A 25,958-nucleotide genomic window follows, 5' to 3' on the forward strand; every position below is an offset into this window, starting at 1 on the left:
GAGCCATATCCTGACTCGATCCATGACACCGGAGATTCTCATGCCGCGTTGGTGTTTTCGCGCAGCAGCCGCTCGGCGGCCGCGCGCGCCTCGTCGGTGATGGTGGCACCGGCCAGCATACGCGCGATCTCTTCCTGCCGCGCCGTCCGGTCCATCTCGGCGATGCCGGTCGCCACGCGGTCGGTGCTGCCCGATTTGGAGATCAGGAAATGCGTCGCCGCGCGCGCCGCCACCTGCGGCGCGTGGGTGACCGACAGCACCTGCACGCGCTTCGACAGGCGCGCCAGCCTCTGGCCGATCGCGTCGGCCACGGCGCCACCAACGCCGGTGTCGATTTCGTCGAAAACCAGCGTCGGCGCCGAGCCGCGGTCGGCCAGCGCCACCTTCAGCGCCAACAGGAAGCGGGAGAGCTCGCCGCCGGAGGCGACCTTCATCATCGGCCCGGGCCGCGTGCCGGGATTAGTGCGCACCCAGAACTCGATCTGGTCGATGCCCTCTTCCATGCGGCTCTCGGCCTCACTCTTCATCTCGACGATGAAGGCGGCGCGTTCGAGCTTCAGCGCTGGCAGTTCGGCCATCACCGCCTTGGTCAGCCCGACGGCCGCCGCATGGCGAAGCGAAGAAAGCTGCGCGGCGGCAATGTCATAGGCCTCGCGTGCGGCGGCGGCCTGCTTCTCCAGCCCGTGCAGCCGCTCCTCGCCGGCATCGAGATCGGCAAGATCGGCAACCATCGTGTCGCGCAATTGCGCCAGGTCGTCGACAGCGACGCTATGCTTGCGCGAGGCGGCGCGCAGCGAGAACAGTCGCTCCTCGGCTTTCTCCAGTCTTTGCGGGTCATATTCGGTGGCGCGGAGCGCGGCCTCGACCCCCGACTGTGCCGCGTCAAGCGACAGCATGGCTTCGTCCAGCGACTTGACCACGTCTTCGAGCAGGCCGGGTGCTTCCGTCGCTTTGCGCTGCAGCCGTCTCAGCAGGCTGGCGAGCTGCGGCAGGGGTGAGGACGGGCCCGACAGCACATCCTGCGCATCATGGATTTCGGAAGCGATCTTCTCGGCGCGCATCATATGGGCGCGCAGGTCGGCAAGTTCCGTCTCCTCGCCGGGCTGCGGATCGAGCCTGGTCAGTTCCGCGACCGCGGCGCGCAGATAGTCGGCCTCGCGCGCCGCTGCCGCCACCTTGGCGCGGTGGCGCGAAAGCTCCTGCTCGCCGGCGCGCCAGTGCCGCCAGGCCTCGCCGGTCGAGCGAACGACGCCGAGATGGCCGCCGAAAGCGTCGAGCACGTCACGGTGTGCGCCGGGATCGACCAGGGCGCGCTCATCGTGCTGGCCGTGGATCTCGACCAGCGCGCGGCCGACATCGCGCATCAGCGTCACGCTGGATGGCTGATCGTTGACGAACACGCGCGTGCGGCCGTCCGCCGTTTGCACACGGCGCAATATGACGTCGCCATCATCCTCTATGGCGTTTTCGGCAAGCAGCGCGCGAACCGGATGGTTGCGCGGCACATCGAAGACGGCGATGACCTGGCCCTGTGCCACGCCATGACGCACCAGCGAGGCGTCGCCGCGCGCGCCGAGCGCCAGCGACAAGGCATCGAGCAGGATGGATTTGCCGGCGCCGGTTTCGCCCGTCAGCACGGAAAGGCCCGGCTGGAAGTCGATATCCAGCTTCTCGATCAGGACGATATCGCGGATCGACAGTCTGGAAAGCATCAGAACCCGGACCTATTGCATGCCGCCCAAAAGTGGACCCGGTTTTGGGATAACGACATGCACGAAAGCAAAAGACTTAAAGCGCGTCGCATGGATCCGTGCAAGCACGACGCGCTTCAAAGCGGCACGCGACCGATTGGAGTCGCAGCGCCGCACTATCTTTTTGTTTGCGCATCGGATCAATCCGAAAAAGCGCGCTATGCACGCTTCGGTCCGAGGTACAGCGGTCAGGCGCCGGTGATCAGCTTCCCGGCCTTGGATATCCACGACCCGGCATTCTCGCGCGGCGCCAGCCCATTGCTCTGCAGGAGCTTGTAGGAATCCTTATACCATGGGCTGTCAGGGTAGTTGGTGCCGAGCACCGCGGCGGCGGTCTGGGCCTCCGAGGTCAGCCCCATTGCGTAGTAGCTTTCGGTGAGGCGGGCCAGCGCTTCTTCCACATGACGCGTGTTGGAATAGTTCTCCACCACGGTGCGGAAGCGCTTGACGGCGGCGATGTATTCGCGGCGCTCCAGATAGTAGCGGCCGATCTGCATTTCCTTGCCGGCGAGCTGGTCGTTGGCAAAGCGGATCTTCTGCTTGGCGTCCTCGACATACTCGGAGTTCGGCCAGCGCGTCACCAGATCCTGCATCGTCTGCACGGTCTGGCGCGCTTCCTTCTGATCCTGCGTCACATCCTTGATCTGGCGATAGTAGCTCAGGCCGATGATGTACTGCGCATAGGGGGCGTCATCGGTGGAAGGATAAAGCGCCAGATAGCGTTTAGCTGACGAGATCGCTTCATCGTAACTGCCCTTGCGATAATCGGCGAACGCGCCCATCACCATCGATTTGCGGGCCCATTCCGAATAGGGATGCTGGCGGTCGACGGCGTCGAACTTCTTGCTCGCCTCGTCCAGCCGCCCGGCATTCAGATTGGCGAGGCCTTGATTGTAGAGAACGTCCCCAGGCTCGGTATGGTCGACATAGGTCGAAAGGTCGATATCTTTCTCCGACGACATGCAAGCCGACAGAAAGAGCGATGGAACAACCACCGAAAGCGCCAGGAAAACAGACCACTGCGGCGCTTTCGATTGACCGACTCGCTTGAAGAACATGATTGGATTGCGCCCTTTCGGCGTTATTTCAATGCCCGTTGCATGCAGTTCTCCCAAAACTGGTCCCCACTTTTGAGCGACATGCACTAATCGACGGCAGCAGCCATAGACCATAACCGCCTTGCCGGGCAACGCTATGTCTAGCCAATCGCACATTTTTGTGGCGGTCGGTCGGAGCCTCGGCATCCCTGCGATTTCACCAGCCGATGGTGCATTCCTGCAACACCGGCCATCTCCAAGCGAATCGAAAAAACTAAGGGATTCAGATCATCCAGGGCGCATAGAGCGGCGCATTGACGGCGCTCATCTCGGCCGCGCGGCCACGCTCGCGGCGTGTCGTCTCGACGATCTCGAAAGCCGTGCGGTCCGACAGCAGGCGCCGCAGCGCCGCGGCGTTCAGCCTGTGGCCGCCGCGATAGGAGCGGAAACAGCCGATGAAGCGGGCGCCGCCCAGCGCCAGGTCGCCCATGGCGTCCAGCGTCTTGTGGCGCACGAATTCGTTGGGGTAGCGCAGGCCGCCCATGTTGATGACGCGGTTGTCGTCACCAATCACCAGAGAATTCTCCAGCGACGATCCCAGCGCGTAGCCGGCGGCCCACAGCCGCTCGACATCCTTCATGAAGCCGAAGGTGCGGGCCCGCGCGATGTCACGGCGGAAGATGTCGGCATTGATGTCGGAAGCAAAGAGCTGACGCCCGATCGCGGGACTTTCGAAATCGATCTCGACCTCGAAGCGGGTGCCGTCATAGGGTCTGAACTCCGCCCAGGAAGCACCGTTCTCGATGCGGACCGGCTTGACGACCCTGATGTAGCGCCGCTTGACCGGCAATTTTTCGATGCCCGCCTGGTCGATGGCTTCCACGAAGGCCATGGCGCTGCCGTCGAGAATGGGAACTTCGTGGCCATCGATCTCAATGACGACATTGTCGATGCCGACCCCGAACAGCGCGGCCATGATGTGCTCTACAGTGGCGATGTGCTCGCCCGAAGGATCGCCGAGCATGGTGCAAAGGTCCGTGGCACCGATCTCGGAAAACAGGGCACGGAACTCGCGGCCCTGCCCTTCCTCATTGATAAGCTGGAACACGATGCCGGTGTCGGCATCCGCGGGCAGGAAACTGATGGAAACTTCTTTGCCGCTGTGAACGCCGGCGCCTGTAAGCGACGCGCGCGTCTTCACTGTCGTCTGATAGTCGTGCAAGACAATCCCCATAAGCCCGAAATGCCTAGGTCCGCTTCTCCAGCCCGAGGGCGCGGCTCTTGTGAAATCGGCAGGCAGGGCCACTTCCCCGAAATCCCGGCAGACCGACTATGGTAGGCGGCGAAGATAATGTCCCGGCAAGGAGACTCCAAATCACGGTTTCTTACTCTCTGTAACCGCGAACTGGAACATGTACGGTACCATAAGCTTTTGATTTTTCAGAACTTTAAACGTTAACAGGCAAGCAATTCCTTGCCTGCCTGTTAACACTTGTTACAGTCCGTTAACTACTCAGTTGGCCTGACGGCGCAGGAAGGCGGGAATCTCCAGCTGATCGTCGTCCTGAGTCGCCCTGGTCTGTGGCGTCAGGCGGCCCTGCTCATCCAGCTGGCCACGGCGCGGCGCGTAGAGCTGCGCGTCCTGGCTCGCCAGACGGCGCACTTCGGGCGCGGCCTGGCGCAGCTTCGGCTCGCGCGGTTGCGCCGGCTGCAGCCGTGCGGGCTCCTCCTCGCGGCGGGTCAGTCCATTGGTCAGACGCTTCAGCAGGCCCATTGGCCCGCTATTCTCATGGTGGTCTGCCGGACGGCTCTTGGCTTCGACCTCGGCCTTCACGACCGGCGGAAAGTCCTCGACGCGCGGCATGCGCTGCGGGGCCATTGCGACCGGCTGCTGGACCTCACGCAGCATTTCGCGCGGCTGCGGAGCCGGCTGGATCATCTGCTGGACGACCGGCTGCACCATCGGCTGCGGCTGCGCGGGCGGCGCCTGGAAGATCTTGCTCTGCGGGCGGAAATCGTCCGCATGGGCAACCGGTGCCGGGCGCGGCTGAGCCATGGCCGCGGCGTTTGCTTCGGCCAACTGGATCGCTTCCGCGACCGGATCGACGGCGCGCGGCTCGTAAGCGGCCTGCTGGACCGGCGCCGGGCGGCTTTCCACGGCGGCAACGGCTGGACGGGCGGCCGGCTTCTGCGGCGCGGCGCGGATCGAGATCGGCGCGGCGGCGATTTCAGCGGCCGATTTGTCGATGCCGGTGGCGACCACCGAGACGCGGATGACGCCTTCGAGTTCCTCGTCGAAGGTGGCGCCCAGGATGATGTTGGCGTCCTGGTCGACCTCCTCGCGGATGCGGGTTGCCGCTTCGTCGACTTCGAACAGGGTGAGGTCGCGGCCGCCGGTGATCGAGATCAGCAGGCCCTTGGCGCCCTTCATCGAGGTCTCGTCGAGCAGCGGATTGGCGATTGCCGCTTCCGCCGCTGCCATTGCGCGGCCCTCGCCCGAAGCCTCTCCGGTGCCCATCATCGCCTTGCCCATTTCGCGCATGACCGAGCGCACGTCGGCGAAGTCGAGGTTGATCAGGCCTTCCTTGACCATCAGGTCGGTGATGCAGGCGACGCCGGAATAGAGCACCTGGTCGGCCATGGCGAAGGCATCGGCGAAGGTGGTCTTGTCATTGGCCAGCCGGAACAGATTCTGGTTGGGGATGACGATCAACGTGTCGACGCATTTCTGCAGCTCTTCGATGCCCATGTCGGCCGTCTTCATGCGGCGCTGGCCTTCGAAGTGGAACGGCTTGGTCACGACGCCAACGGTGAGGATGCCCTTCTCGCGCGCGGCCCGCGCCACGACAGGAGCGGCACCGGTACCGGTACCACCGCCCATGCCGGCGGTGACGAAGCACATATGGGTGTTGGACAGGTGATCGATGATCTCGTCGATGCATTCTTCCGCCGCCGCGCGGCCGACTTCCGGCTGCGAACCCGCGCCGAGACCTTCGGTGACATGCGCGCCGAGCTGGATCAGCCGGTCGGCCTTCGACATGGTCAGCGCCTGGGCGTCGGTGTTGGCGACGACGAACTCGACACCGCGCAGTCCGGCAGTGATCATGTTGTTGACGGCGTTGCCGCCGCCGCCGCCGACACCGAACACGGTGATGCGTGGCTTAAGCTCGGTGATGTCCGGCTTCTGCAGATTGATGGTCATTGTCTCCGTCCTTTGCCTTTCACGCCGCTTCGCCGCCGCGGCCGCCTATGGGGCTGCCCCCGTCAATTAGAAACTGTCTCTCAACCACTGACTCATGCGATGCAGTTTTCCACCCGTTCCGGTCATCCTGAGACCGGAAATGCCTTTCGCCGGATGGCTCTCGAAACTCGCCATCTGCGGATAGATCAGAAGCCCGACGGCGGCCGAGAAAGCCGGCCCCTTCGCCGCCTCGGGCAGGCCCGCCACGCCGAGCGGCCGGCCGATGCGCACATTGCGTCCCAGGATACGGCGTGCCGCCTCCGGCAGGCCGGCCAGCTGACTGGCGCCGCCGGTGAGCACGACGCGCTTGCCGACCGCGTTGCCGTAGCCCGACTTGTTCAGCCGGTCGCGCAGGAGTTCGAGCGTCTCGTCGATGCGGGCCCGCACGATACGCGTCATCACCGAACGCGGGATCTGCAGCGGCACGTCGCCATCGTCGCCGATCGGCTGGATCGAAACCAGGTCGCGGTCATCGGCACTGCCCGGCAGCGCCGAACCGTGCATCACCTTGAGCCGCTCGGCGGCATCGAGCGAGGTCGAAAGTCCTTTGGCCATATCGAGCGTGACATGGTTGCCGCCGATGGCGATCGCGTCGCCGTGGATGAACCTGCCTTCCGAAAACACCGAGATCGTGGTCGTGCCGCCACCCATATCGATGCAGGCGGCACCCAGTTCCAGCTCATCATCGACAAGCGCCGCCAGCCCGCTGGCATAGGGCGTCGCCACCATGCGCTCGACCGACAGATGCGAGCGGTTGATGGAGAGCTCCAGGTTGCGCATCGGGGCTGCGTCACCCGTCAGCACATGCATGTCGACGCCAAGCGTGTCGCCGACCATGCCGCGCGGATCGCGAACGCCGCGCTCGGCGTCCAGCGAGAAGCCGACCGGCAGCGAATGGATCACCTCGCGCTCGGCCTTGAGCGCCTGCTTGGCGCCGGCGCCGAGCACGCGCTTGATGTCGGCTTCGTCGGCCTCATGGCCGCCGAGGTTGATGGTCGCCGAAAAGGCTTCGCTCTTCAGCCGGCCGGCGGTCATGTTGACGATCAGCGAATCGACCGTCAGCCCGGCCATCCGCTCGGCGGCGTCTACGGACAAGCGGATCGCATGCTCGGCGCGGTCGAGATCGACCACCACACCCGACTTCACGCCCTGCGATTTCTGATGGCCGATGCCGATGACCTGGATCCGGTGCGAGCGGCCGCGCAACAGCTTGCCGTCATCGTTCGGCTTGAGCTTCGCCACCATGCAGCAGACCTTGTTCGAGCCGACATCCAGCACCGTCAAGGTGCCGGACCGGCGCGACGAGGCATCGCCAGAACCGCCAAGCCAGCTCATATCTTCGTCTCCGGCTTGCGCTTGAGCGTTTTCGGTTTCTCGTTGAGCGCCGCCTCGCGCTGCGTCGCCGCCTCGGGCGTCAACTGCACAACCAGCCGGTCCGTGAGGCGCATGTCGACGGCGGCGATGTCGCGCGACAAAAGCCCGTTGTCATGGTCCATCTTCACGAGTTCCGCGAGTGCCTGGTCCTCGCCATCCTCCGGCAACTTGACGGTGATGCCGTTGTCCAGCTTCAGGTCCCAGCGCCGCTCACCGACACGGATGTAGCCCTTTATGCGGCTGGCGAGATCGGGATATTGCTCGACCTTGGCCAGGAAATCAGGCGCCTTGGCGGGCGCGCCAGTGCCGATCAGCAGCGGCAACAGCACCTGCTTGCCGCCTGAGAAGGGCGCGATGACGGCACCATTCTTCTCGATGACCGAAAGATCACTGCCCTGCTGCCAGAGCGCGAAGGCCTCGCGCTCCTCGACGCGCACTTCCAGCGTGTGCGGATAGACCTTGCGCACCGCGGCGACCTCGATCCAGGGCAGGCCGGAGATGCGCTCGCGCGCGGCCTCCGCGTCGAAGCCGATCAGCGACGTCCAGCCGTCAAGCTCGAGCCTGTCGAGAATGTCGATTTCCGAGGTCTGATGGTTGCCGACCACCTTGACCTGATCGACGGCAAAGCCGGTGCGGGCAGTGATGCTCTGGATGATACCGTCGGCATGACCGCCAAGATAGGCACCGTAGGCGCCGCTCGACGCGAGCAGCACGGCCGACATGATCGCGGAGGAGAAACGCGGCGCCTGGAATTCGCCATCACCAAGGCGGGCGAGCATGCGCACCGGGCGGCGAAGCATGCGTGGCAGCACGAAATGGCCCGATGACAACGGCAGGCCGAACAGCGACGGCACCGCCGCGCCCTTCCCCCTACCCTGTCCCCATTTCAACGCAGACACGAAGCGTCCTCCACCATCCAACTCAACAGTTCACCAAACGAATGCCCGGCCTGGGCGGCGATTTCAGGCACCAGAGATGTCGGCGTCATGCCCGGCTGGGTGTTGACCTCGAGCCATACAACTTCGCCATTTTCGGAGTGACGATCGTCATAACGGAAGTCCGACCGGGAAACGCCCCGACAGCCGACAGCTTGGTGAGCCTTGAGCGCCAGTGTCTGTATTTTTTGGTAAATATTCGGTGAAACTTTTGCGGGGCATTCGTGTTTTGATCCGCCGGCAACATATTTTGAATCGTAGTCGTAGAAGGAATGGCCCGTCGGGATGATCTCGCAGACGCCGAGCGCCACATCACCCATGACGGCGCAGGTCAGTTCGCGCCCATGGATGTAGCGCTCGACCATGACGGTATCGCCATATTTCCACTCGGACGATCCGACGATCTGCGGTGGATGCGACTGCCCTTCAGACACGATGACGACGCCGAAGCTCGATCCTTCATTGACCGGCTTGATCACGTAGGGCGGCTTCATCGGATGTTTGTTCTGGATGGCGAAGCGATTGGCAACCTTCGATTCGGCGACGGGAACGCCGACTGATTTGACGATCTTCTTCGCCTGCTCCTTGTTCATGGCGAGCGCCGAGGCGAGCACGCCGGAATGGGTGTAGGGAATACCGAGATATTCGAGGATACCCTGGATCGTGCCATCCTCGCCGAATGGACCATGCAACGCGTTGAAGGCGACATCCGGCCGAAGCTCGGCGAGCACGGAGCCGACGTCGCGCCCGACATCGACGCGGGTGACTTGGTAGCCTTCCTTCTCCAGCGCATCGGCACAGGCCTTTCCGGAGGACAGGGACACGGGCCGCTCGGACGAGAAACCTCCCAGCAGGACGGCCACATGCTTGCTCTTCATTCCCCGTCATCCCCTCTCACGGCGGACCAAAAACCAAAATTTCCGCAACATTGAGTCCGAGTCTCCCGGCAGGTTGCCCCCCAGACGGAAAACGCGGGTAACGCGTCGAACGACTCAAATCAGGAAACGCTTTGGAGCAGAGAATCAGAGAGTTGATTTACTGGCAAGTGCTTATGATTCCGAGAGATTCACTTTCTGAGAAAATGGACGTGAAAACCGTGTCGGTGAGTCCCCGAAGCAACGCTTTTTGCGCACTCTGGGAACGCGTTTGAAGTTCAACCATCACGTGAACTTCACCGGCAACTAAAGCGAATTGAGATTGAGGTCAGAGCAGTTGGCCGAGAAACTCCTGCACGGCATGTCCGGGCCGGAAATTGCCGATGCGCTGGATCTCCCAGTGCAGGCGGATGCCGGAATGTTCGAGCACGCGCGCCCGCACCGTCTCGCCGAGATATTCGAGGTCGTAACCGGTGGCGGTGCCGGTGTTGATCATGAAGTTGCAGTGCATGGGCGACATCTGCGCCCCGCCGATCAGCAGGCCGCGGCAGCCCGCCTTGTCGATCTCCTTCCAGGCCGAGGTGCCTTCGGGATTCTTGAAGGTCGACCCGCCGGTCTTCTCGCGGATCGGCTGCACGGTCTCGCGGTGGTTCTGCACGGCATCCATCGCCGCCTTGATCACCGCCTTGTCCTCGGCAAACCCTTCGAACACGGCCGAGGTGAAGATCAGCCCGGTCGGTGCGGCCGAATGGCGATAGGCATAACCCATGTCGGCATTGCTCAGCGTCTGGACATTGCCCTTGCGGTCGAGCGCGCGCACCTCGACAACCCGCTCGCGCGTCTCGACGCCATTGGCGCCAGCATTCATCCTGAGCGCGCCGCCAATGGCGCCTGGAATGCCGTGGTAGAAATGGAAGCCGCCAATGCCGGCCTCGAGCGCCACGGCGGCCACGCGCTTGTCGGGCGTCGCCGTGCCTGCCCTGATCCTGATCGGTGAAACAAGTTCGGCCTCACCAAACCCCTTAGCGGAAAGCCGGATGACAAAGCCGGGAATGCCGCCATCCCTGACCAGCAGGTTCGAGCCAATGCCGACGATGGTCAGCGGAATTTCCTCGGGAACCGCCCTGAGGAAGGCGGCGAGATCTTCTTCATCCGCCGGCTGGAACAGCGCCTCCGCCAGCCCTCCGGCACGGAACCAGGTGATCTTGTCCATCTCGGCATTCGGCGTGATACGGCCACGCAGGCCGGCAAGCCGGTCGCCAAGTCTGTCGATCAGGGCCTGGCCGTGCGTCATGAGGCGGCAAGCTCCTTGGGCAAGGCATAAGCCCATTGGGTGATATTGCCGGCGCCGAGGAAGACGACGAAATCGCCGGGCTTGGCGAGATCACGGATGATCGGCGCGATATCGGCCGGTCCTTCGATGTAGCGGGCGTCGCGATGGCCGCCGGCGCGGATGCGCGACACCAGCGCATCGGAAGTCACGCCCTCGATCGGCTCTTCGCCGGCCGCGTAGACAGGGGCGACCATCACCGTATCGGCGTCGTTGAAGCAGGCCGAAAACTCGTTGAACAGATCATGCAGCCGGGTGAAGCGGTGCGGCTGGGCAATGGCGATGACGCGTCCCTTGGTGGCGCTGCGCGCCGCCTTGAGCACGGCCGCGATCTCGACCGGATGATGGCCGTAATCGTCGAAAATGTCGACGCCGTTCCAGGAGCCGGTACGGGTGAAGCGGCGTTTGACGCCGGCGAAGGACGACAGGCCCTTCTTGATCGCCTCCCCGGACAGGCCTAGTTCGTGCGCCACTGCGATCGCGGCGGTGGCGTTCGAAACATTGTGGCGGCCTGGCATTGGAAGCCGCAGGTCCGCTATCGTCTTCTGGCCGCCGGTCTTGCGGTCGCGGATCACCACGTCGAACTCGGACGTGGCACCCGCCATGCGATGGTTGGTGAAGCGCACATCGGCCTGCGCGTTCTCGCCATAGGTGATGACGCGCCGATCCTCGATGCGTCCGACCAGCGCCTGCACTTCCGGGTGGTCGGTGCACATCACGCCGAAGCCGTAGAACGGCACGTTCTCGACAAACTGGCGGAATGCCTCGCGCACCTTGTCGAAACTGCCATAGTGGTCGAGATGCTCGGGATCGATGTTGGTGACGACAGCGATGTCGGCCGGCAGCTTGAGGAAGGTGCCGTCGCTCTCGTCGGCCTCGACCACCATCCATTCGCCGTCGCCCATGCGCGCATTGGTGCCATAGGCATTGATGATGCCGCCATTGATGACGGTCGGATCGAGCCCGCCGGCTTCGAACAGCGTCGCCACCATGGAGGTCGTCGTCGTCTTGCCGTGCGTGCCGCCGATGGCCACCGCCTGGCGGAAGCGCATCAGCTCGGCCAGCATCTCGGCGCGACGCACGATCGGCAGCAGCCTTTCACGCGCGGCCTTGAGCTCCGGATTGGATTTCTTGATCGCCGTCGAGACGACGATGACCTCGGCATCGCCGAGGTTTTCGGCCTTGTGGCCGACGAAGCATTCGATGCCCTTGTCGCGCAGGCGCTGCACGTTGGCGCTGTCGGCCTGATCGGACCCTTGCACCTTGTAGCCGAGATTGTGCAGCACCTCGGCGATGCCGCTCATGCCGATGCCGCCAATGCCGATGAAATGCACGAGGCCGATGGTCTGCGGCATTTTCATGCGTGCGTCCCCTTCCTGAAGTCCGAAACGGTTTTTCTGGACGCAATAGCCTCTGTGAGATCGGCGAGCAACCGTGCCGCATGCGGCCTGCCAGCCGATTTCGCCCCAGCCGCCATCGCCGCCAGCCGCTCGGGGGCGTCCATCAGTCCGCCAAGGAGGGTTGCAATGCGCTCGGGCGACAGCGAGGATTGTGGGTGCACCTCGCCGCCGCCGGCGGCGGCAAGGGCCGCCGCATTCGCCGCCTGGTCGTGGTCGAGCGCGTAGGGATAGGGCACCAGCAACGCCGGTCGTCCGATGACGGCGATCTCCGAGACGGTCGAGGCACCGGAACGTGAGATCACCAGATGCGCCCCCGCCATGCGTGCCGCCATGTCGGTGAAGAAGGGCGAAACCTCGGCGGCGACGCCAAGCGCGGCATAGGCCGCCTTCACCCGCCCCACGTCATCGGCACGCGCCTGCTGCGTGATCGCGAGCCGCTTGCGCTGTGCATCGGAAAGCAGTGCGATCGCCCCCGGCATGGCATCGGAAAAAAACTGGGCGCCCTGGCTGCCGCCGAACACCAGCAAGCGGAACGGCTCCTCCCCGGTCGATGCCGTATAAGGTGTCTTGGCCGCTTCCAGCACAGCCGGCCTGACCGGATTGCCTGTCGTCACCGTCTTGGCGCCGGCGGCACTCGCGTCCTGCGGCAGGAAACCGCCGGCTATGGCATCGACACGGCCGGCCAGCGCCCGGTTGGCGCGCCCCATCACCGCGTTCTGCTCATGGATCAAAGTCGGCACCTTGCGCCGTGTCGCCGCATAGAGCGGCGGCAGGGTCGGGTAGCCGCCGAAGCCGACGACGACATCCGGCTTGATCCTGCCGATAATGGTGGACGCCTGCCGTACGCCGCGCCAGATTTTCCAGAAGGCCCCGAGCAAGGCGAAAGGGTTCTTCGAACCCATCGTCGCCGACTGGATCGGATGGATGGCGGCGGCCGGGAAGCGGCTGGCAAATCGCTCGGCGCGCTCGTCCGTCGCCAGATGCACCGTCCAGCCGCGCTCGGCGAGCTCATGCGCCAGCGCCTCGGCCGGAAACAGATGTCCGCCGGTTCCGCCCGCCGAAAGAAGGATGACACCCCTCGCCATATCACTCCGCCGGCAGGGCGCGCTGTGGCAGCGTGAAGCCCATCTGCTTGCGTTTTTCAGGTCGCTTGCGCGTCAGCGCCAGCACCATGCCCATGGAGATGGCGATCGCGATCTGCGAGGAACCACCGTAGGAGATGAAGGGCAGCGTCATGCCCTTGGCAGGCACAAGCTGCAGGTTGACGCACATGTTGATGACGGCCTGCAGGCCGAACACAGTGACGAGGCCGCCGACCGCATAGCGGGTGAAGTCGTCATGTTCCTTGAGTGCCGTGTTGAGCCCGCGCAGCACGATGAAAGCGAAGATCGACATGATGAAGAAGCACATGATCAGCCCGAACTCCTCGCCCGCGACCGAGAACACGAAGTCGGCGTGGCTGTCGGGGATGACCCGCTTGACCGTGCCCTCGCCCGGCCCGACGCCGAACCAGCCGCCATTAATCAGCGCGTCGCGCCCCATATCGACCTGGAACGTGTCGCCCTCGCCGGTGAGGAACTTGTCGATGCGCAGGGCAACGTGCGGAAACACCGTATAGGCGGCGAAGACACCGCCGACGCCGGCGGCGCCCAGCATGATGATCCACAGCCAGGGCAGCCCCGCCATGAAGAACATGATGCCCCAGGTGCCGGTCGTCAGCATGGTCTGGCCGAGGTCCGGCTGCGCCACCAGCAGCGATACGACGAGCACCAGAAGCAGCATGGCGAACAGGTTGCCGGGAATGTCGGGCTGGCGCTTGTGTTCGGCGAACAGCCAGGCGCACATGATGACGAAGGCCGGCTTCAGGAATTCCGACGGCTGGATCGACAGGCCGGCGAGCGAAACCCAGCGCCGCGCGCCCTTCACTTCGACGCCGACATAGAGCACCGCGACCATCAGCACCAGCATGAGGCACAGCATGATCAGCGACATGCGCCGGATCTGCCTGGAATCGAGGAAGGATACCGCCAGCATCACGCCGAGCGCCGGCACGGTGAAGATGATCTGCCTGGTGGCGAAGTGGAAACTGTCGAGGCCGATGCGTTCGGCGACCGCCGGGCTCGCGGCGAAGGACAGCACGATGCCGAGCCCCATCAGCGATAGGAATGCCGCCAGGAACCAGCGATCGATCGTCCACCACCAGGTTGCGACGGGACTTTTATCGAGACGGCTCTGCATTATCGTGCCCCTCCGATGGGTTTGACGCCATCTATAGCGCTCGCAGCTTGCCTGAAGGCTTCGCCGCGAACTTCGAAATTCTTGAACTGGTCGAAACTGGCGCAGGCCGGCGACAACAGCACCACCGCCTCGCCGCCATCCTCCTTGGCCGCGTCATGCGCGGCGTGCTCGACCGCGGCGGCCAGCGTCCCCGATATCTCGTAGGGCACCGCCTCGCCCAGCGTCGCCGAAAAACCGGGCGCCGCCTCGCCGATCAGATAGGCCTTGGCGATGCGCGGAAAGAAGCCGCGCAGCGGTTCAATCCCCCCTTCCTTGGGCAGGCCGCCGGCGATCCAGTAGATGCGGTTGAAGCTGGACAGCGCGGGCGCGGCCGCATCGGCATTGGTCGCCTTGGAATCGTTGACGAACAGCACATGGTCCTTGCGGCCGACCTGCTCCATGCGGTGGGCGAGGCCCGGGAAACTCTCCAGCCCGGACTGGATCTCGCCGAGGTCGAGCCCGACCTTGAGACAGGCCGCGACCGCGGCAAGCGCGTTCTGCGCATTGTGCTGGCCCCGCAGCGAGCCGATACCTTCGAGGAAGGCGACCCGGCTGTAGCGGCCGTGCACGGCTTCCATCAGATTGGTGCCGTCGGCGAAATAGCCGTCGGTCAGCGGCAGCCGCTTGGAAATGCGGATGACCTGCCGGCCTGCCCGCTCCAACCGCTCGGCGATCTGCGCGCACCAGGAATCGTCAATGCCGATGATTGCCGTCTCGCTGCCCGCCACCAGCCGCTCCTTGATCGAGGCGTAGTGCTGCATGGTGCCGTGGCGGTCGAGATGGTCGGGCGTCAAATTGAGCAGGATACCGGCCGTCGGGTTGATCGAGGGGGCAAGGTCGATCTGGTAGGACGAGCACTCGACCACATAGTGGCGGTCAGGCTTCGGCGGATCGAGCGTCATCACCGCGCGGCCGATATTGCCGCCCATCTGCGTGTCGCGGCCGGAGGCCTTGAGGATATGCGCCGCCAGCGCGGTCGTCGTCGATTTGCCATTGGTCCCGGTGATGGCGATGAAAGGAGCCGTCGGCGCGCTGAGCATCCGCTCCCTGCAGAACAACTCGACGTCGCCAATGATCTCGACGCCGGCCCCGCGCGCCAGTTCCACCGTCCAGTGCGGCTTGGGATGCGTCAGCGGCACGCCGGGCGACAGCACGAAGGCCGAGAATTTCGCCCAGTCGGCGCCGCGCAGATCGCCGGTCGCGATGCCTGTGGCGGCGGCCTTGGCGACACTGTCGGGATTGTCGTCCCAGGCCAGCACATGCGCGCCGCCCTCGATCAGCGCGCGCGCCGTCGCCATCCCCGAACCACCCAGCCCGAAGAGCGAAACCTGCTTGCCTGCGAAGGATGCGGCGGGGATCAAGGTGTTGCCTATCTCAGCTTGAGGGTGGACAGGCCGACCAGCGCCAGGATGACGGCAATGATCCAGAAGCGGATCACCACCTGGCTTTCGGTCCAGCCGAGCTTTTCGAAATGATGGTGGATCGGCGCCATCAGGAAGACGCGCTTGCCCGTCATCTTGAAGTAGCCGACCTGAATGATGACGGACAGGATCTCGACCACGAACAGGCCGCCGACGATGACCAGCACGATCTCGTGCTTGGTGGCCACCGCGACCGTGCCGATCAGGCCGCCCATGGCCAGCGAGCCGGTGTCGCCCATGAAGATTGCCGCCGGCGGCGCGTTGAACCAGAGGAAGCCGAGGCCGGCGCCGATGACGGCGCCCAGCACGACCGCCAGTTCACCGGTGCCGGGAACGAAATGGATCTGCAGATATTCGGCGAACACCGCATTACCCGAGAGATAGGCGATGACGCCGAAGGATGCCGCCGCGATCATGATTGGCACGATCGCCAGACCGTCGAGGCCGTCGGTCAGGTTCACTGCATTGCCGGCGCCGACGATGACGAAGCAGGAGAACGGAATGAAGAACCAGCCGAGGTTGACGATGAATTCCTTGGCGAAGGGGAACGTCAGCGACGACGAGAACGGCGCCTGGCCGTTACGCATGATCACCCAGGCGGCGATGCCGGCGATGATGAATTCGAGCCCCAGCCGCGCCTTGCCGGAAAAGCCCAGATGCGACTGCTTGGTCACCTTCAGATAGTCGTCGTAGAACCCGATCGAGCCGAAGCCCAGCGTCACCAGCAGCACCACCCAGACATAGATGCTCGACAGGTTCGCCCACAGAAGCGACGAGCCGATGATGCCCGACAGGATCATCAGTCCGCCCATGGTCGGTGTGCCGGCCTTCTTGAAATGCGTTTGCGGCCCGTCGGCGCGGATCGGCTGGCCCTTGCCCTGGCGCAGCCGCAGCGAGTTGATGATGGTCGGCCCGAAGATGAAGACGATCAGCGCCGAGGTGATCAGCGCCCCTCCGGTGCGGAAGGTGATATAGCGGAAAACGTTGAAGACCGAGATCTTGTCCGCGAAATCGACCAGCAGTGTGAACATGCGCTTTTCGTCCCCGGCTTGATCTAGGTCAGTTTGCTGGTTGTCGTTTCAGCCGGGTATTTGCCCAGCAAGGCATCGACCAGTTTTGCAAAACCGATGCCCTTCGACGATTTGATCATCACCACGTCGCCCGGCTTCAGCGCGGCAAGCAGCACCGGCTTCAGCTCTTCGACACCCGCGCGGTATTCCGTCTTGATATCGTCCGGCAGCGCTTGCGCCAGCGCCCGCATTTCCGGACCGCCGAGAAAGACGGTTCGCGTGCCGGTGCCGACGATGAGATCGGCAAGAGCGGCATGCAGATTGGCCGAGTGGTCGCCGAGTTCGAGCATGTCGCCAAGCACGGCGATGCGCCGGCCCTCGCCCGTTACCGGCGTCGCGTTCAGCAGCGCCATGGCGGCCTCCATCGAGGCGGGATTGGCGTTGTAGCTCTCATCGATCAGGGTGATCGTGCCCTGTGGATGCCGCAGCACATGGCGCCTGCCGCGCCCGCGCTCGGCGGAGAGATCAGCCAACGCCGATGCCACTTTGTCGAGATCGGCGCCGACCAGATGCGCCGCGCCCAGCACCGCCAGCACGTTCTGCACCATGTGCCGGCCGGGTGCGCCGATGCGGGCCGTCACCTCGCGGCCGCCGATCCTGGCGGCGATGTCGGAATGGTCGGCATGGAGTTCGCATTTGGTGAGCCTGAAGCTCGAGCGCGCATTCTCGCCGAAGCCGTAGACATGCTCGACGCCGGCGGCATGCGCCATCTTGTCGAGGAGCTTGAAGCGCGCGTCGTCGCGATTGAGGACGGCGGCACCTTCGGGCTCCAGCCCTTCGAAAATTTCGGCCTTGGCCTGGGCGATCTCGTCCAGATTGCGGAAGAAACCCAGATGCGCGGCCGCGATCATGGTGACGATGGCGACATGCGGCCGCACCATCTTCACCAGCGGCCGGATCTCGTCGGGATGGTTCATGCCGATCTCGAACACGGCATAGTCGCAATCGGCGGGCATGCGCGCCAGCGTCAGCGGCACGCCCCAATGATTGTTGAAGGACTGCGCCGAGGCATGCACCTTGCCGACGGCCGACAGCACATGGCGCAGCGCTTCCTTGGTGGTGGTCTTGCCAGCCGAACCGGTCACCGCGATGATTTTGGCCTGCGAACGGGCACGTGCCGCGATCCCGAGCTTCTCCAGGGCGGCCAGCACATCCTCGACGACGATGATCGGTGCTGTCAGCCGGCCGAGAGACGGCAGCTTGCCCTCCGCCACCACCAGCACGCCAGCGCCGGCCTTGATGGCCGCGGTGACGAAGTCGTGGCCGTCCATCGCCTCGCCCTTGATGGCGAAGAAGGCGTCACCCGGCTGCAGGCTGCGGCTGTCGATCGAAATCCCCGATATGCCTTCGGGCATAGGACCGAGCGGCCGGCCGTCCATGGCGGCAACCAGCGCCTCGGAGGTCCACAGAAGACTCATGCGGCACGCTCCCGCAGGGCGGCGCGGACTTCCTCGTGATCGGAAAAATGCAGGGTCTCGGAGCCGATCGTCTGGCCTTCCTCATGGCCCTTGCCGGCCACGATCAGCGTGTCGCCGGCATGAAGCATGCCGACAGCCTCGTGGATCGCCTGGCGTCGGTCGCCGATCTCGATGGCGCCGGGTGCGGCGGCAAGAATGGCGGCGCGGATCGTCTCGGGCACTTCCGAGCGCGGATTGTCGTCGGTGACGATGACGACATCGGCAAGCCGGGTCGCGATCTCGCCCATGATCGGCCTTTTTCCCCGGTCACGGTCACCGCCGCAACCGAACACGACCATGACGCGGCCCGTCGTGAACGGCCTTACCGAGGCCAGCACGTTTTCCAGCGCATCGGGCTTGTGGGCATAGTCGACATAGACTGGTGCGCCGCTGGCAGTGGTTCCGACGAGGTCGAGGCGGCCAGGCGCGCCCTTCAGTTTTTCCAAGCCCATCAAGGCTTTGGCGATGGGTGTTCCGGTGGAAATGGCGAGCCCCGCCGAAACCAGTGCGTTCGCGATCTGGAAATCGCCAGCCAGCGGCAGGTCGATCTCGTGAATCACGCCGTCGGCCTCCACCTCGGCGCGTTGGCGGTGGCGCTCATGCTCGACCCGCTTCAGTTTCAGGAAATCGCCGTGGCGGCCAACCGTCAGCACCTGGAGCCCGGCGGCCCGCGCCGCCTGGATTGTCGGCGCCGACCACGGATCGTCGGCGAAAATGACCGCCGGCGCACCTTTCGGCAGCAGCGTGTCGAACAGGCGCAGTTTGGCGCGATGATAGTCCTCGACCGTCGGATGGTAATCCATGTGGTCGCGGCCAAGATTGGTGAAGCCGCCGGCCGCCAATTTCACGCCGTCGAGGCGGCGCTGGTCGAGCCCATGACTGGAGGCTTCCATCGAGGCATGGGTGACGCCGGCATCGGCCAATTCCCTCAGCAGTTGATGCAGGGCGACCGGGTCGGGTGTCGTCAGTGAGCCATACTCGTTGCGGCCGGGCGCCACCACGCCGGTGGTGCCGATCGAAGCGGCGGCATACCCCGCCTGCTCCCAGATCTGCCTGGTGAAGGCGGCGACCGAGGTCTTGCCGCTGGTGCCGGTGACGGCGACCATGGTCTGCGGCTGCTTGCCGAAATAGCTGGAGGCACTGAGCGCCAGTGCCAGGCGCGGATCGTCGACCACCAGCACCGGAACCGGCAGTCCGGCAACGGAACTGCCTTTGCTTGTCACGATCGCAAGCGCGCCGCGGCTTGCCGCGTCGGCAGCGTAGGCCGCACCGTCCGCTTTGGTGCCGGCGAGCGCAAAAAAGACGACGCCCGGTTTTACCTGGCGGGAATCGGACGAAATCCCGGTGACCTCCAGATCGGCGGAATCTGTTCCTTCGACTGGCAGGACACCGGCTAGATCTCTGAGCTTCATTGAGTTCCGTTCACCGCAATATTAAAGAGCGCGCAGTCGCCGGCGCGCCCCAAGAATCACTCATAGGAAACCAGCGTTGCACCATTTTCATGGCTGAAATCGGGTTTCACGCCAAGCATGGCCGCTGAACGCCTGATAATATTGCCGGCGATAACCCCCGCATTTGCGGCCGCAACGTCTGTCATGCCAGGCTTTTCCGGGTGCGGGGCGTCGGCAATCGTAAACACCAGGTATTGCGGATCGTCCATCGGGAAGGCGGCGACGAAGGTATTGAAATTCAAGTCTTTCGAGTAACGGCCGTTGATGACCTTCTCGGCCGTTCCGGTCTTGCCGCCAACGCGGTAGCCGGGAACTCTGGCGTTTCTGGCCGAACCCTTCTCGGCGTTGAGCGAATAGAGGTAGCGCATACCTTCGACCGTCTTTTCGCTAACCACTTTCTTCGCCGCCGCCATCGCCTCCTGCTGGCTGCGGACCAGGAATGTCGGCTGCATTAGGTAGCCGCCATTCATCAACGCCGCGCAGCCTACAGCCGCCTGCAGCGGCGTCGTCGACACGCCGTGGCCGAAGGCGATGGTGAACGAATTGACCTGCTTCCAGACCTTCGGTTCGGTCGGGCGGGCGACTTCCGGCAGTTCGGTCTGCATCCTTTCCAGGATGCCAAGGCGATGCAGGAATTCCCTGTGCGCCTCGATGCCGACCAACTCGGCCTCCCTGGCCGACCCGATGTTGGACGAATAGAGGAACACCTCCGGCAACGACAGCACACGGTTCTTGCCGTGAAAATCGTGGATGGCCTGATGCCCGACCCGGATTGGATGCGAAGCATCGAAGCGGCTCGCCATCGTCGCCTTGCCGGAATCAAGCGCCATGGCCGATGTGAAGCTCTTGAAGGTCGAGCCCATCTCATAGAGACCCGCCGACATCCGGTTCAGCCGGTCCTTTTCCTGCGCATTGTAAGGATTGTTCGGATCAAAATCCGGCACCGATGCCATGGCTATTACTTCGCCGGTCTTGACGTTCAGCACAACGGCGCCAGCGCCGACGGCGCGATAACGTTCCAGGCCGGCGGCGATCTCGTCGCGCACCACATGCTGGACCCGCAGATCGATCGAAAGCTTTACTGGCTTGAGATCCTTGGCCACCGCCAGGCCCGACGCCTGCAGGTCGCTCAGGCCCTGCTCATCTATATATTTCTCCATGCCGGAGATGCCCTGGTTGTCGATGTTGGTCAGGCCGACGACATAGGAAGAGGTCTCGCCGCTCGGATAGAAGCGGCGCTTTTCGGTACGGAAGCCGAAGCCGGGAATGCCAAGCTGCATGATGTCGGCCTGCTGCTTGGGCGTCAGCTGCCGCTGCAGCCAGACGAAGCCGGCACCGCTCTTGAGCTTGTGGTAGGTCTGCTCGTAATCGATCTCGGGCAGCACGGTCGACAGTTTTTCGATCGCCTCGTCGGCATCGACGATGCGGCGCGGCTCCGCGAACAGCGACGCTGTCTTGATGTCGGTCGCCAGCACTTCGCCATTGCGATCGACAATGTCGGGCCGCGAGGCTGTGATCCGGCTCTGCGGGCCGCCCCACAGGTCGGGCGTCTGGAAGCCGAGATAGACCAGCCGCCCAGAAATGATCGAGAAAATGCCGAAGAACACCGCCATCGTCATCACAATGCGCGCCTTGCCCTTGCCGCCGGTCGCCTTGCGGGCGCCGTCGACAACGATCGATCCATCTTCACCCGTCCTGGCGCGACGCTTCAGCAATTTGCCAATTCCGATCATTGGGCGATGCCTCCGGTCACGACGGGGTCCTTGCCGCCCGAGGGCGCCTTGTCGGAATTGTCGGCCATGGTGCCCTGGCGTCCGTTCAGGATGTCCTGAATGTCCAGGGCCTTCGCCGGTAGATCGCTCAAGCCCACGATCTGGCGCCCGCTGACCGGCTCGAGTGCGAGTTGCGACTTGTATAGTTCGGTCAGCTTCTGCAGCCGCGACGGTTGGGTGAGCAGGCTCCAGTCGGCCTTGAGCAGGTCGATCGTCTCCTCCTCGTAACGGATCTGGGTATGGATCTTCTGCACTGCCGCCAACTGGTCCTCGGCCTCGCGCTTGGTTTTGTAGGTCAGGGCCGCAGCCGAAACCATGACGGCGATCAGGACAATGTCGCTGGTACGGAACACGTGCTTACCTCTCCCCCGGTCGGTCGATACCGGGAAGTTTTGGAAGGCCGAAGATCGAAAAATCGCCGGCGCGCGCCGGAGCCTCGGTGCGGATCGCCGCACGCAGCCTGGCCGAGCGGGCGCGCGGATTGGCCGCGATCTCGGCGTCGCCGGGCGTCACGCCGGCGCCGGTCTTACGGAAGGTGGCACTGCGCGCCTGTGCCTCGGGCATGTGGCGCGAGCCGCTGGCGGCATCGGCGCGGTCGGCGATGAAGCGCTTGACGATGCGGTCTTCCAGCGAATGGAACGTCACCACGACAAGGCGTCCGCCCGGTTTCAACGCGCGTTCGGCCGCGAACAGGGCCTTGGCCAGTTCGCCAAGCTCGTCATTGACGAAGATGCGCAGCGCCTGGAAGACGCGGGTGGCGGGATGGATCTTGTCCTTCGGTGCGCGGCCGATATGTGTCTCGATGGCGTCAGCGAGTTCGAGCGTGCGTTCGAATGGGCGCTTTTCACGGCGTGCCTCGATCATGCGGGCGATGCGGCCGGCGTGACGCTCTTCGCCGAGGAAGCCGAAGATACGGGCGAGATCGCCCGGCTTGAAACTGTTGACAACATCGGCGGCGCTCAAGCCCGCCTGCGCCATGCGCATGTCGAGCGGCCCGTCGGTGCGGAAGGAAAATCCGCGTTCGGCCTGGTCGAGTTGCATGGAGGACACGCCAATGTCGAGCACGACGCCGTCGGCGCTTTCGATATGCTCGTCCAGCGTCGAGAACGGCGCCTGCACCAGCCTCAGTCGGCCGCCCGACTGCGCCTCGAGGTCGCGCCCGGCCGCGATCGCATCAGGATCGCGATCGATCGCCACCACGGAAGCGCCGGTCGCCAGGATGGCTTTGGTGTAGCCGCCGGCGCCGAACGTGCCGTCGATGATGATGTCGCCCTCCGCCGGCGCCAATGCCGCGAGCACTTCGCCAAGGAGGACCGGAATGTGGCGGGCCGATCCGCCAACGGCGTGAAGGTCATCGCCGTGGCCCGCCGTCATTCCGGCCGCTCCCCAGCCTTGGCCTCGTGAGCCTTCGTCCCCTGCCGAAGCTGCAAAAGCCTGGCCCGCGCCTGCGCCCCGTAGGCGGCAAGCCGTGCCGGCTCCCAGATCTGAAAGAAATTGCCACGGCCGACAAAGGCCACCTCCGCCGAGATGCCAGTGTGCTCGCGGATGAAATCGGTCATTGTGATACGGCCATCCTGATCGAGTTTCAGGAATGCTCCGTCGCCATGGCAGAAGAACGACATGTCGTCCGCCGTCTGCAGGAAGGGGTCTTCCTGAGCGATGCGCTGCTCGTAGCGATCGAGAAGATCGAGCCCGCCGACATCCATCGCCGGCAGGTCGAGACAGCGCAATGCGTAGAGTTCCGAATAGCCGCGCTTCTGCACGACAGCACGGAAATGCGCCGGAACGGACACCCGCCCCTTCGCATCGATCCTGCTCACCGTGTTCGACAGAAACCGGTCCATCACACGTCACAGCCGCTTGCGCCGCCGCACCCCTCTTCATCGTGTCGCACGCGCCGCCGCAGCGCGTTCCCTGCCCCGCACTCACCTCGTCCAAACAGGCAAAAACCGGCAAACGCGCAGCCGCCGCGGCTGCCCGATTGGCGTACGCTTTAACCTGACACGGAACGAAGGCTTGAGTGTTGGAATGGGATATCATGGGGCACTATGGGCGTCAACGGGAATAAGCTTCACAAACACGCGCGCCGCGACCAATCAAAGCAGCCGCTGCGGCACGTCTCGTTTTTATGATCCATTAAGCCTAACGAAGCGTTTAGAGCCGTCTGGCCCAACCGGACGCGCCTTGCCGCGAACGGCTGCCGGGCATAGCGTCGCTCGCGTCCGACCGGTCACCAAGAGGGGTTGAGAATCGATGCCAGAATCAACGAACACACGCGCCGCGGCACTTCCTCATCTGCGCAACAGCGGGCTCGCAAAGGGCGATCCGATTCCTCTGCCGCTGACCATGGCCGCCATCTACCACACGCCCGGCGACGCAACCGGTTATGACCAGTATGGCCGCTTCAGCAACCCGACATGGGCTGCCGTCGAGCACATGCTGTCTCATCTGGAAGGGGCGCCTTGCGTGGCCTTTCCCTCGGGGATGGCCGCGATTTGCTCGGTGTTTTTCGCGCTGCTCAAGGCTGGCGATCGTATTCTGCTGCCGTCGGACGGCTATCACACGACAAGGGCGCTGGTCGACCGTTTCCTGAAACCGTTTGGCGTCGATTACGATGTCCGCCCGACATCCACCTTCCTCGATGGAGGCTTCGACGGCTATCGACTTGCCTTCGTCGAAACCCCCGCCAATCCGGGGCTGGACATCTGCGACATAGCGGCCGTTGCCGCAGCGGCCCACAAAGCAGGTGCGCTGCTTGCGATCGACAACACCACGATGACGCCTTTTGGGCAACGACCGCTCGATCATGGCGCCGATATCGTGGTGGCCGCAGACACCAAGGCGCCCAATGGCCATTCCGACGTGCTGTTTGGCCATGTCGCCAGCCGTAATGCGGATATCATCACCGCCGTGACCGGCTGGCGCGAGGTGTCAGGTAGCATTCCCGGGCCGTTCGAAGCCTGGCTGGTGCATCGCGGCCTGGAGACGCTCGACGTACGCTTCGACCGCATGTGCTCCTCGGCGGAAGTGATCGCGCGACGGCTGCAGGGCCACAAAGCGATCAGCGGCCTGCGTTATCCCGGATTGGAAAGCGACCCGTCGCATAATCTTGCCCGCGCCCAGATGGAACGTTTCGGCTTTCTGATCTCGTTCGAACTCGCCTCGGAGGAGAAGGCCGAGGATTTCATCAACAATTGCTGGCTAATGCAGGCGGCGACATCTTTTGGCGGCGTCCATACCTCGGCCGAACGGCGCTTGAAGCGCGGCGATGCGGTGCCGCCAGGTTTCGTCCGCGTCTCCGTCGGCTGTGAACCGGTCGAGGAACTCTGGAAGGCGATCGAGGCCTCGCTGGACGAGATCAGCGGGTGAGCGGATCCGTCACGACCCGAGATCGTCGGCTTCGATCTTGCGATGGCCGTGCAGCACGCGAAGAATTTCGATCGCGTCGCCGCTGACACAATAGAGAGTGAGATAGTCACCGACGACCAAATGTCGGGTGCCAGGCGCAATATCATCGCGTGGCGCGCCTGAGAATGGATAGGCGGCCAATTGTTGCCACCGTGCTTCGATGCGATCGAGCAGCCGGTCGGCTGCAGCCTCGTTATCGCGCGCAATATGCAACCAGATCGTGATCAGATCGTCTTCAGCGCGTGCGTTCCGGAGAATCGCCAGCGAATTCATGCTGCACTGCTAGACCGCAAGCGTCTCCGTGCCTCGGCCTTGATTTCATCCATCGATGCAAATCGTCCCGGCCCGCTGTCGATCCCTTCCTGCACCAGCTTGCGCAGTTCCTCCACCGTGTAGCCGAAGAGGTCGCGACGATCCTTCCACTGCCTGAGCGCATCGCGGATTACTTCGCTTGCCGACGCATATTCGCCAGCAGCAACGACATCATCGACAGCTGCCGCCAGTTCCGGCGAAAGCGTAATGCTACGTTTGTCGACCTGACCCATGACTGGCTCCTTATTCCGTTCACAGGCATGGTACGATTTAATCGCACCATTTTCAAGGAAAGCCATCCTGTCCTGTTGGCGGAATGGCGAGGCGGCAAAACCTGAATCGCCAGGTGCGCCGGAGAGCGCAACCTGCTGATCTCAAAGGGTTTCTCGGGGAGAAACTGCCAGCCGGCCTGTAAGCCGGGTTCTGTATGGCCCTCGCCCCTTGCGGGACGAGAACGTGGCGGCCATTCATCTTGGACGCATATTGCCATGCGCCTCACGCAACCTACCCGGACGGTGAGCCGGAAACAGCCCTCGAGGGTTTCCCCCCGCACCGCCCCTATTCGGTCTTGCTCCCGGTGGGGTTTACCGTGCCGCTCCTGTTGCCAGTCGCGCGGTGGGCTCTTACCCCACCCTTTCACCCTTGCCACGATAAATCGTGGCGGTTTGCTTTCTGTGGCACTTTCCCTGGGGTCGCCCCCGCCGGCCATTAACCGGCACCGTGTCTCCATGGAGCCCGGACTTTCCTCACCCGCGGCCTTTCGGCGCTTGCGGGTGCGGCCGCCCAGCCAGCTGGCAGGGCGTATAAAGGGGTTCAGCCGGCAAAACGCAACCGAAAAAGCCGGTTG

22 protein-coding genes and 1 other RNA gene are annotated in these 25,958 nt (G+C 64.0%); 1 reads left to right on the plus strand and 22 read right to left on the minus strand.

Going from position 1 to position 25,958, the window contains the following annotated elements; all coding sequences use genetic code 11:
- Positions 1-38: 38 nt before the first annotated feature.
- The 19 genes from recN to mraZ form a co-directional block, all read right to left on the minus strand.
- Positions 39-1,712, minus strand: a complete 1,674-nt coding sequence (gene recN / locus FJW03_RS12030) for a DNA repair protein RecN (RefSeq protein WP_140765206.1) — start codon at positions 1,710-1,712, stop codon at positions 39-41.
- Positions 1,713-1,939: 227 nt separating this feature from the next.
- Complete coding sequence (locus tag FJW03_RS12035; RefSeq protein ID WP_140608020.1) at positions 1,940-2,809, minus strand: outer membrane protein assembly factor BamD; 870 nt, start codon at positions 2,807-2,809, stop codon at positions 1,940-1,942.
- Positions 2,810-3,071: 262 nt separating this feature from the next.
- Complete coding sequence (gene lpxC / locus FJW03_RS12040; RefSeq protein WP_140765202.1) at positions 3,072-4,022, minus strand: UDP-3-O-acyl-N-acetylglucosamine deacetylase; 951 nt, start codon at positions 4,020-4,022, stop codon at positions 3,072-3,074.
- Between the two features lie 279 nt (positions 4,023-4,301).
- Positions 4,302-5,990 (minus strand): cell division protein FtsZ, encoded by a 1,689-nt coding sequence (ftsZ, locus tag FJW03_RS12045; RefSeq protein WP_140765200.1) that lies wholly within the window; start codon positions 5,988-5,990, stop codon positions 4,302-4,304.
- Between the two features lie 66 nt (positions 5,991-6,056).
- Positions 6,057-7,364: a cell division protein FtsA gene (gene ftsA / locus FJW03_RS12050; protein WP_140608026.1), complete on the minus strand. Its 1,308-nt coding sequence runs from the start codon at positions 7,362-7,364 to the stop codon at positions 6,057-6,059.
- Entirely contained in the window at positions 7,361-8,302 is a 942-nt protein-coding gene (locus FJW03_RS12055) for a cell division protein FtsQ/DivIB (protein ID WP_140608028.1), read from the minus strand. The genes ftsA and FJW03_RS12055 overlap by 4 nt, the downstream gene beginning before the upstream one ends.
- Complete coding sequence (locus FJW03_RS12060) at positions 8,290-9,216, minus strand: D-alanine--D-alanine ligase (protein ID WP_140743329.1); 927 nt, start codon at positions 9,214-9,216, stop codon at positions 8,290-8,292. Before FJW03_RS12060 ends, FJW03_RS12055 begins: the two co-directional genes overlap by 13 nt.
- Before the next feature lie 325 nt (positions 9,217-9,541).
- Positions 9,542-10,507: a UDP-N-acetylmuramate dehydrogenase gene (murB, locus tag FJW03_RS12065; RefSeq protein ID WP_140608032.1), complete on the minus strand. Its 966-nt coding sequence runs from the start codon at positions 10,505-10,507 to the stop codon at positions 9,542-9,544.
- A complete protein-coding gene (gene murC / locus FJW03_RS12070; protein ID WP_140765198.1) occupies positions 10,504-11,904 on the minus strand; it encodes a UDP-N-acetylmuramate--L-alanine ligase in 1,401 nt (466 codons plus the stop codon). The genes murB and murC overlap by 4 nt, the downstream gene beginning before the upstream one ends.
- Complete coding sequence (gene murG, locus FJW03_RS12075; protein ID WP_140695603.1) at positions 11,901-13,028, minus strand: undecaprenyldiphospho-muramoylpentapeptide beta-N-acetylglucosaminyltransferase; 1,128 nt, start codon at positions 13,026-13,028, stop codon at positions 11,901-11,903. The genes murC and murG overlap by 4 nt, the downstream gene beginning before the upstream one ends.
- Before the next feature lies 1 nt (position 13,029).
- Positions 13,030-14,181: a putative lipid II flippase FtsW gene (gene ftsW, locus FJW03_RS12080; protein WP_140765196.1), complete on the minus strand. Its 1,152-nt coding sequence runs from the start codon at positions 14,179-14,181 to the stop codon at positions 13,030-13,032.
- Positions 14,181-15,581, minus strand: coding sequence for a UDP-N-acetylmuramoyl-L-alanine--D-glutamate ligase (murD, locus tag FJW03_RS12085; RefSeq protein WP_140765194.1), 1,401 nt, complete (start codon positions 15,579-15,581; stop codon positions 14,181-14,183). The genes ftsW and murD overlap by 1 nt, the downstream gene beginning before the upstream one ends.
- Positions 15,582-15,589: 8 nt before the next feature.
- Positions 15,590-16,672, minus strand: a complete 1,083-nt coding sequence (gene mraY / locus FJW03_RS12090) for a phospho-N-acetylmuramoyl-pentapeptide-transferase (protein WP_140608041.1) — start codon at positions 16,670-16,672, stop codon at positions 15,590-15,592.
- A 23-nt stretch (positions 16,673-16,695) separates the two neighbouring features.
- Positions 16,696-18,129 (minus strand): UDP-N-acetylmuramoylalanyl-D-glutamyl-2,6-diaminopimelate--D-alanyl-D-alanine ligase, encoded by a 1,434-nt coding sequence (locus FJW03_RS12095; RefSeq protein ID WP_140765192.1) that lies wholly within the window; start codon positions 18,127-18,129, stop codon positions 16,696-16,698.
- Positions 18,126-19,580: a UDP-N-acetylmuramoyl-L-alanyl-D-glutamate--2,6-diaminopimelate ligase gene (locus tag FJW03_RS12100; RefSeq protein ID WP_140765190.1), complete on the minus strand. Its 1,455-nt coding sequence runs from the start codon at positions 19,578-19,580 to the stop codon at positions 18,126-18,128. The genes FJW03_RS12095 and FJW03_RS12100 overlap by 4 nt, the downstream gene beginning before the upstream one ends.
- Before the next feature lie 56 nt (positions 19,581-19,636).
- Entirely contained in the window at positions 19,637-21,352 is a 1,716-nt protein-coding gene (locus tag FJW03_RS12105) for a peptidoglycan D,D-transpeptidase FtsI family protein (RefSeq protein ID WP_140765188.1), read from the minus strand.
- Positions 21,349-21,744: a hypothetical protein gene (locus tag FJW03_RS12110; protein ID WP_140695619.1), complete on the minus strand. Its 396-nt coding sequence runs from the start codon at positions 21,742-21,744 to the stop codon at positions 21,349-21,351. Before FJW03_RS12110 ends, FJW03_RS12105 begins: the two co-directional genes overlap by 4 nt.
- A gap of 4 nt (positions 21,745-21,748) precedes the next feature.
- Positions 21,749-22,765, minus strand: a complete 1,017-nt coding sequence (gene rsmH, locus FJW03_RS12115; RefSeq protein ID WP_140765186.1) for a 16S rRNA (cytosine(1402)-N(4))-methyltransferase RsmH — start codon at positions 22,763-22,765, stop codon at positions 21,749-21,751.
- Positions 22,762-23,235: a division/cell wall cluster transcriptional repressor MraZ gene (gene mraZ / locus FJW03_RS12120; protein WP_140695625.1), complete on the minus strand. Its 474-nt coding sequence runs from the start codon at positions 23,233-23,235 to the stop codon at positions 22,762-22,764. Before mraZ ends, rsmH begins: the two co-directional genes overlap by 4 nt.
- A gap of 409 nt (positions 23,236-23,644) precedes the next feature.
- Between mraZ and FJW03_RS12125 the strand changes: the two genes are divergently transcribed.
- A complete protein-coding gene (locus FJW03_RS12125; protein ID WP_140765184.1) occupies positions 23,645-24,760 on the plus strand; it encodes a cystathionine gamma-lyase in 1,116 nt (371 codons plus the stop codon).
- Positions 24,761-24,769: 9 nt separating this feature from the next.
- On the opposite strand, the gene FJW03_RS12130 is transcribed toward FJW03_RS12125, so the two are convergent.
- The 3 genes from FJW03_RS12130 to rnpB all read right to left on the minus strand — a co-directional run bounded on the left by FJW03_RS12130 (position 24,770) and on the right by rnpB (position 25,906).
- Entirely contained in the window at positions 24,770-25,072 is a 303-nt protein-coding gene (locus FJW03_RS12130; RefSeq protein WP_140608057.1) for a type II toxin-antitoxin system RelE/ParE family toxin, read from the minus strand.
- Positions 25,069-25,344, minus strand: a complete 276-nt coding sequence (locus FJW03_RS12135; RefSeq protein ID WP_140608059.1) for a type II toxin-antitoxin system ParD family antitoxin — start codon at positions 25,342-25,344, stop codon at positions 25,069-25,071. Before FJW03_RS12135 ends, FJW03_RS12130 begins: the two co-directional genes overlap by 4 nt.
- A 163-nt stretch (positions 25,345-25,507) precedes the next feature.
- Positions 25,508-25,906, minus strand: an RNA gene (gene rnpB, locus FJW03_RS12140) — RNase P RNA component class A.
- Between the last annotated feature and the right edge of the window lie 52 nt (positions 25,907-25,958).

Source organism: Mesorhizobium sp. B4-1-4, from assembly GCF_006439395.2.
GTDB lineage: Bacteria > Pseudomonadota > Alphaproteobacteria > Rhizobiales > Rhizobiaceae > Mesorhizobium.

What these genes read in the sequence shown, in the direction of transcription:
- recN (WP_140765206.1), bottom strand. Translation starts at nt 1,712, where the DNA reads ATGCTTTCCAGACTGTCGATCCGCGATATCGTCCTGATCGAGAAGCTG.
- FJW03_RS12035 (WP_140608020.1), bottom strand. Translation starts at nt 2,809, where the DNA reads ATGTTCTTCAAGCGAGTCGGTCAATCGAAAGCGCCGCAGTGGTCTGTT.
- lpxC (WP_140765202.1), bottom strand. Translation starts at nt 4,022, where the DNA reads ATGGGGATTGTCTTGCACGACTATCAGACGACAGTGAAGACGCGCGCG.
- ftsZ (WP_140765200.1), bottom strand. Translation starts at nt 5,990, where the DNA reads ATGACCATCAATCTGCAGAAGCCGGACATCACCGAGCTTAAGCCACGC.
- ftsA (WP_140608026.1), bottom strand. Translation starts at nt 7,364, where the DNA reads ATGAGCTGGCTTGGCGGTTCTGGCGATGCCTCGTCGCGCCGGTCCGGC.
- FJW03_RS12060 (WP_140743329.1), bottom strand. Translation starts at nt 9,216, where the DNA reads ATGAAGAGCAAGCATGTGGCCGTCCTGCTGGGAGGTTTCTCGTCCGAG.
- murB (WP_140608032.1), bottom strand. Translation starts at nt 10,507, where the DNA reads ATGACGCACGGCCAGGCCCTGATCGACAGACTTGGCGACCGGCTTGCC.
- murC (WP_140765198.1), bottom strand. Translation starts at nt 11,904, where the DNA reads ATGAAAATGCCGCAGACCATCGGCCTCGTGCATTTCATCGGCATTGGC.
- murG (WP_140695603.1), bottom strand. Translation starts at nt 13,028, where the DNA reads ATGGCGAGGGGTGTCATCCTTCTTTCGGCGGGCGGAACCGGCGGACAT.
- ftsW (WP_140765196.1), bottom strand. Translation starts at nt 14,181, where the DNA reads ATGCAGAGCCGTCTCGATAAAAGTCCCGTCGCAACCTGGTGGTGGACG.
- mraY (WP_140608041.1), bottom strand. Translation starts at nt 16,672, where the DNA reads ATGTTCACACTGCTGGTCGATTTCGCGGACAAGATCTCGGTCTTCAAC.
- FJW03_RS12095 (WP_140765192.1), bottom strand. Translation starts at nt 18,129, where the DNA reads ATGAGTCTTCTGTGGACCTCCGAGGCGCTGGTTGCCGCCATGGACGGC.
- FJW03_RS12100 (WP_140765190.1), bottom strand. Translation starts at nt 19,580, where the DNA reads ATGAAGCTCAGAGATCTAGCCGGTGTCCTGCCAGTCGAAGGAACAGAT.
- FJW03_RS12105 (WP_140765188.1), bottom strand. Translation starts at nt 21,352, where the DNA reads ATGATCGGAATTGGCAAATTGCTGAAGCGTCGCGCCAGGACGGGTGAA.
- rsmH (WP_140765186.1), bottom strand. Translation starts at nt 22,765, where the DNA reads ATGACGGCGGGCCACGGCGATGACCTTCACGCCGTTGGCGGATCGGCC.
- mraZ (WP_140695625.1), bottom strand. Translation starts at nt 23,235, where the DNA reads ATGGACCGGTTTCTGTCGAACACGGTGAGCAGGATCGATGCGAAGGGG.
- FJW03_RS12125 (WP_140765184.1), top strand. Translation starts at nt 23,645, where the DNA reads ATGCCAGAATCAACGAACACACGCGCCGCGGCACTTCCTCATCTGCGC.
- FJW03_RS12130 (WP_140608057.1), bottom strand. Translation starts at nt 25,072, where the DNA reads ATGAATTCGCTGGCGATTCTCCGGAACGCACGCGCTGAAGACGATCTG.
- FJW03_RS12135 (WP_140608059.1), bottom strand. Translation starts at nt 25,344, where the DNA reads ATGGGTCAGGTCGACAAACGTAGCATTACGCTTTCGCCGGAACTGGCG.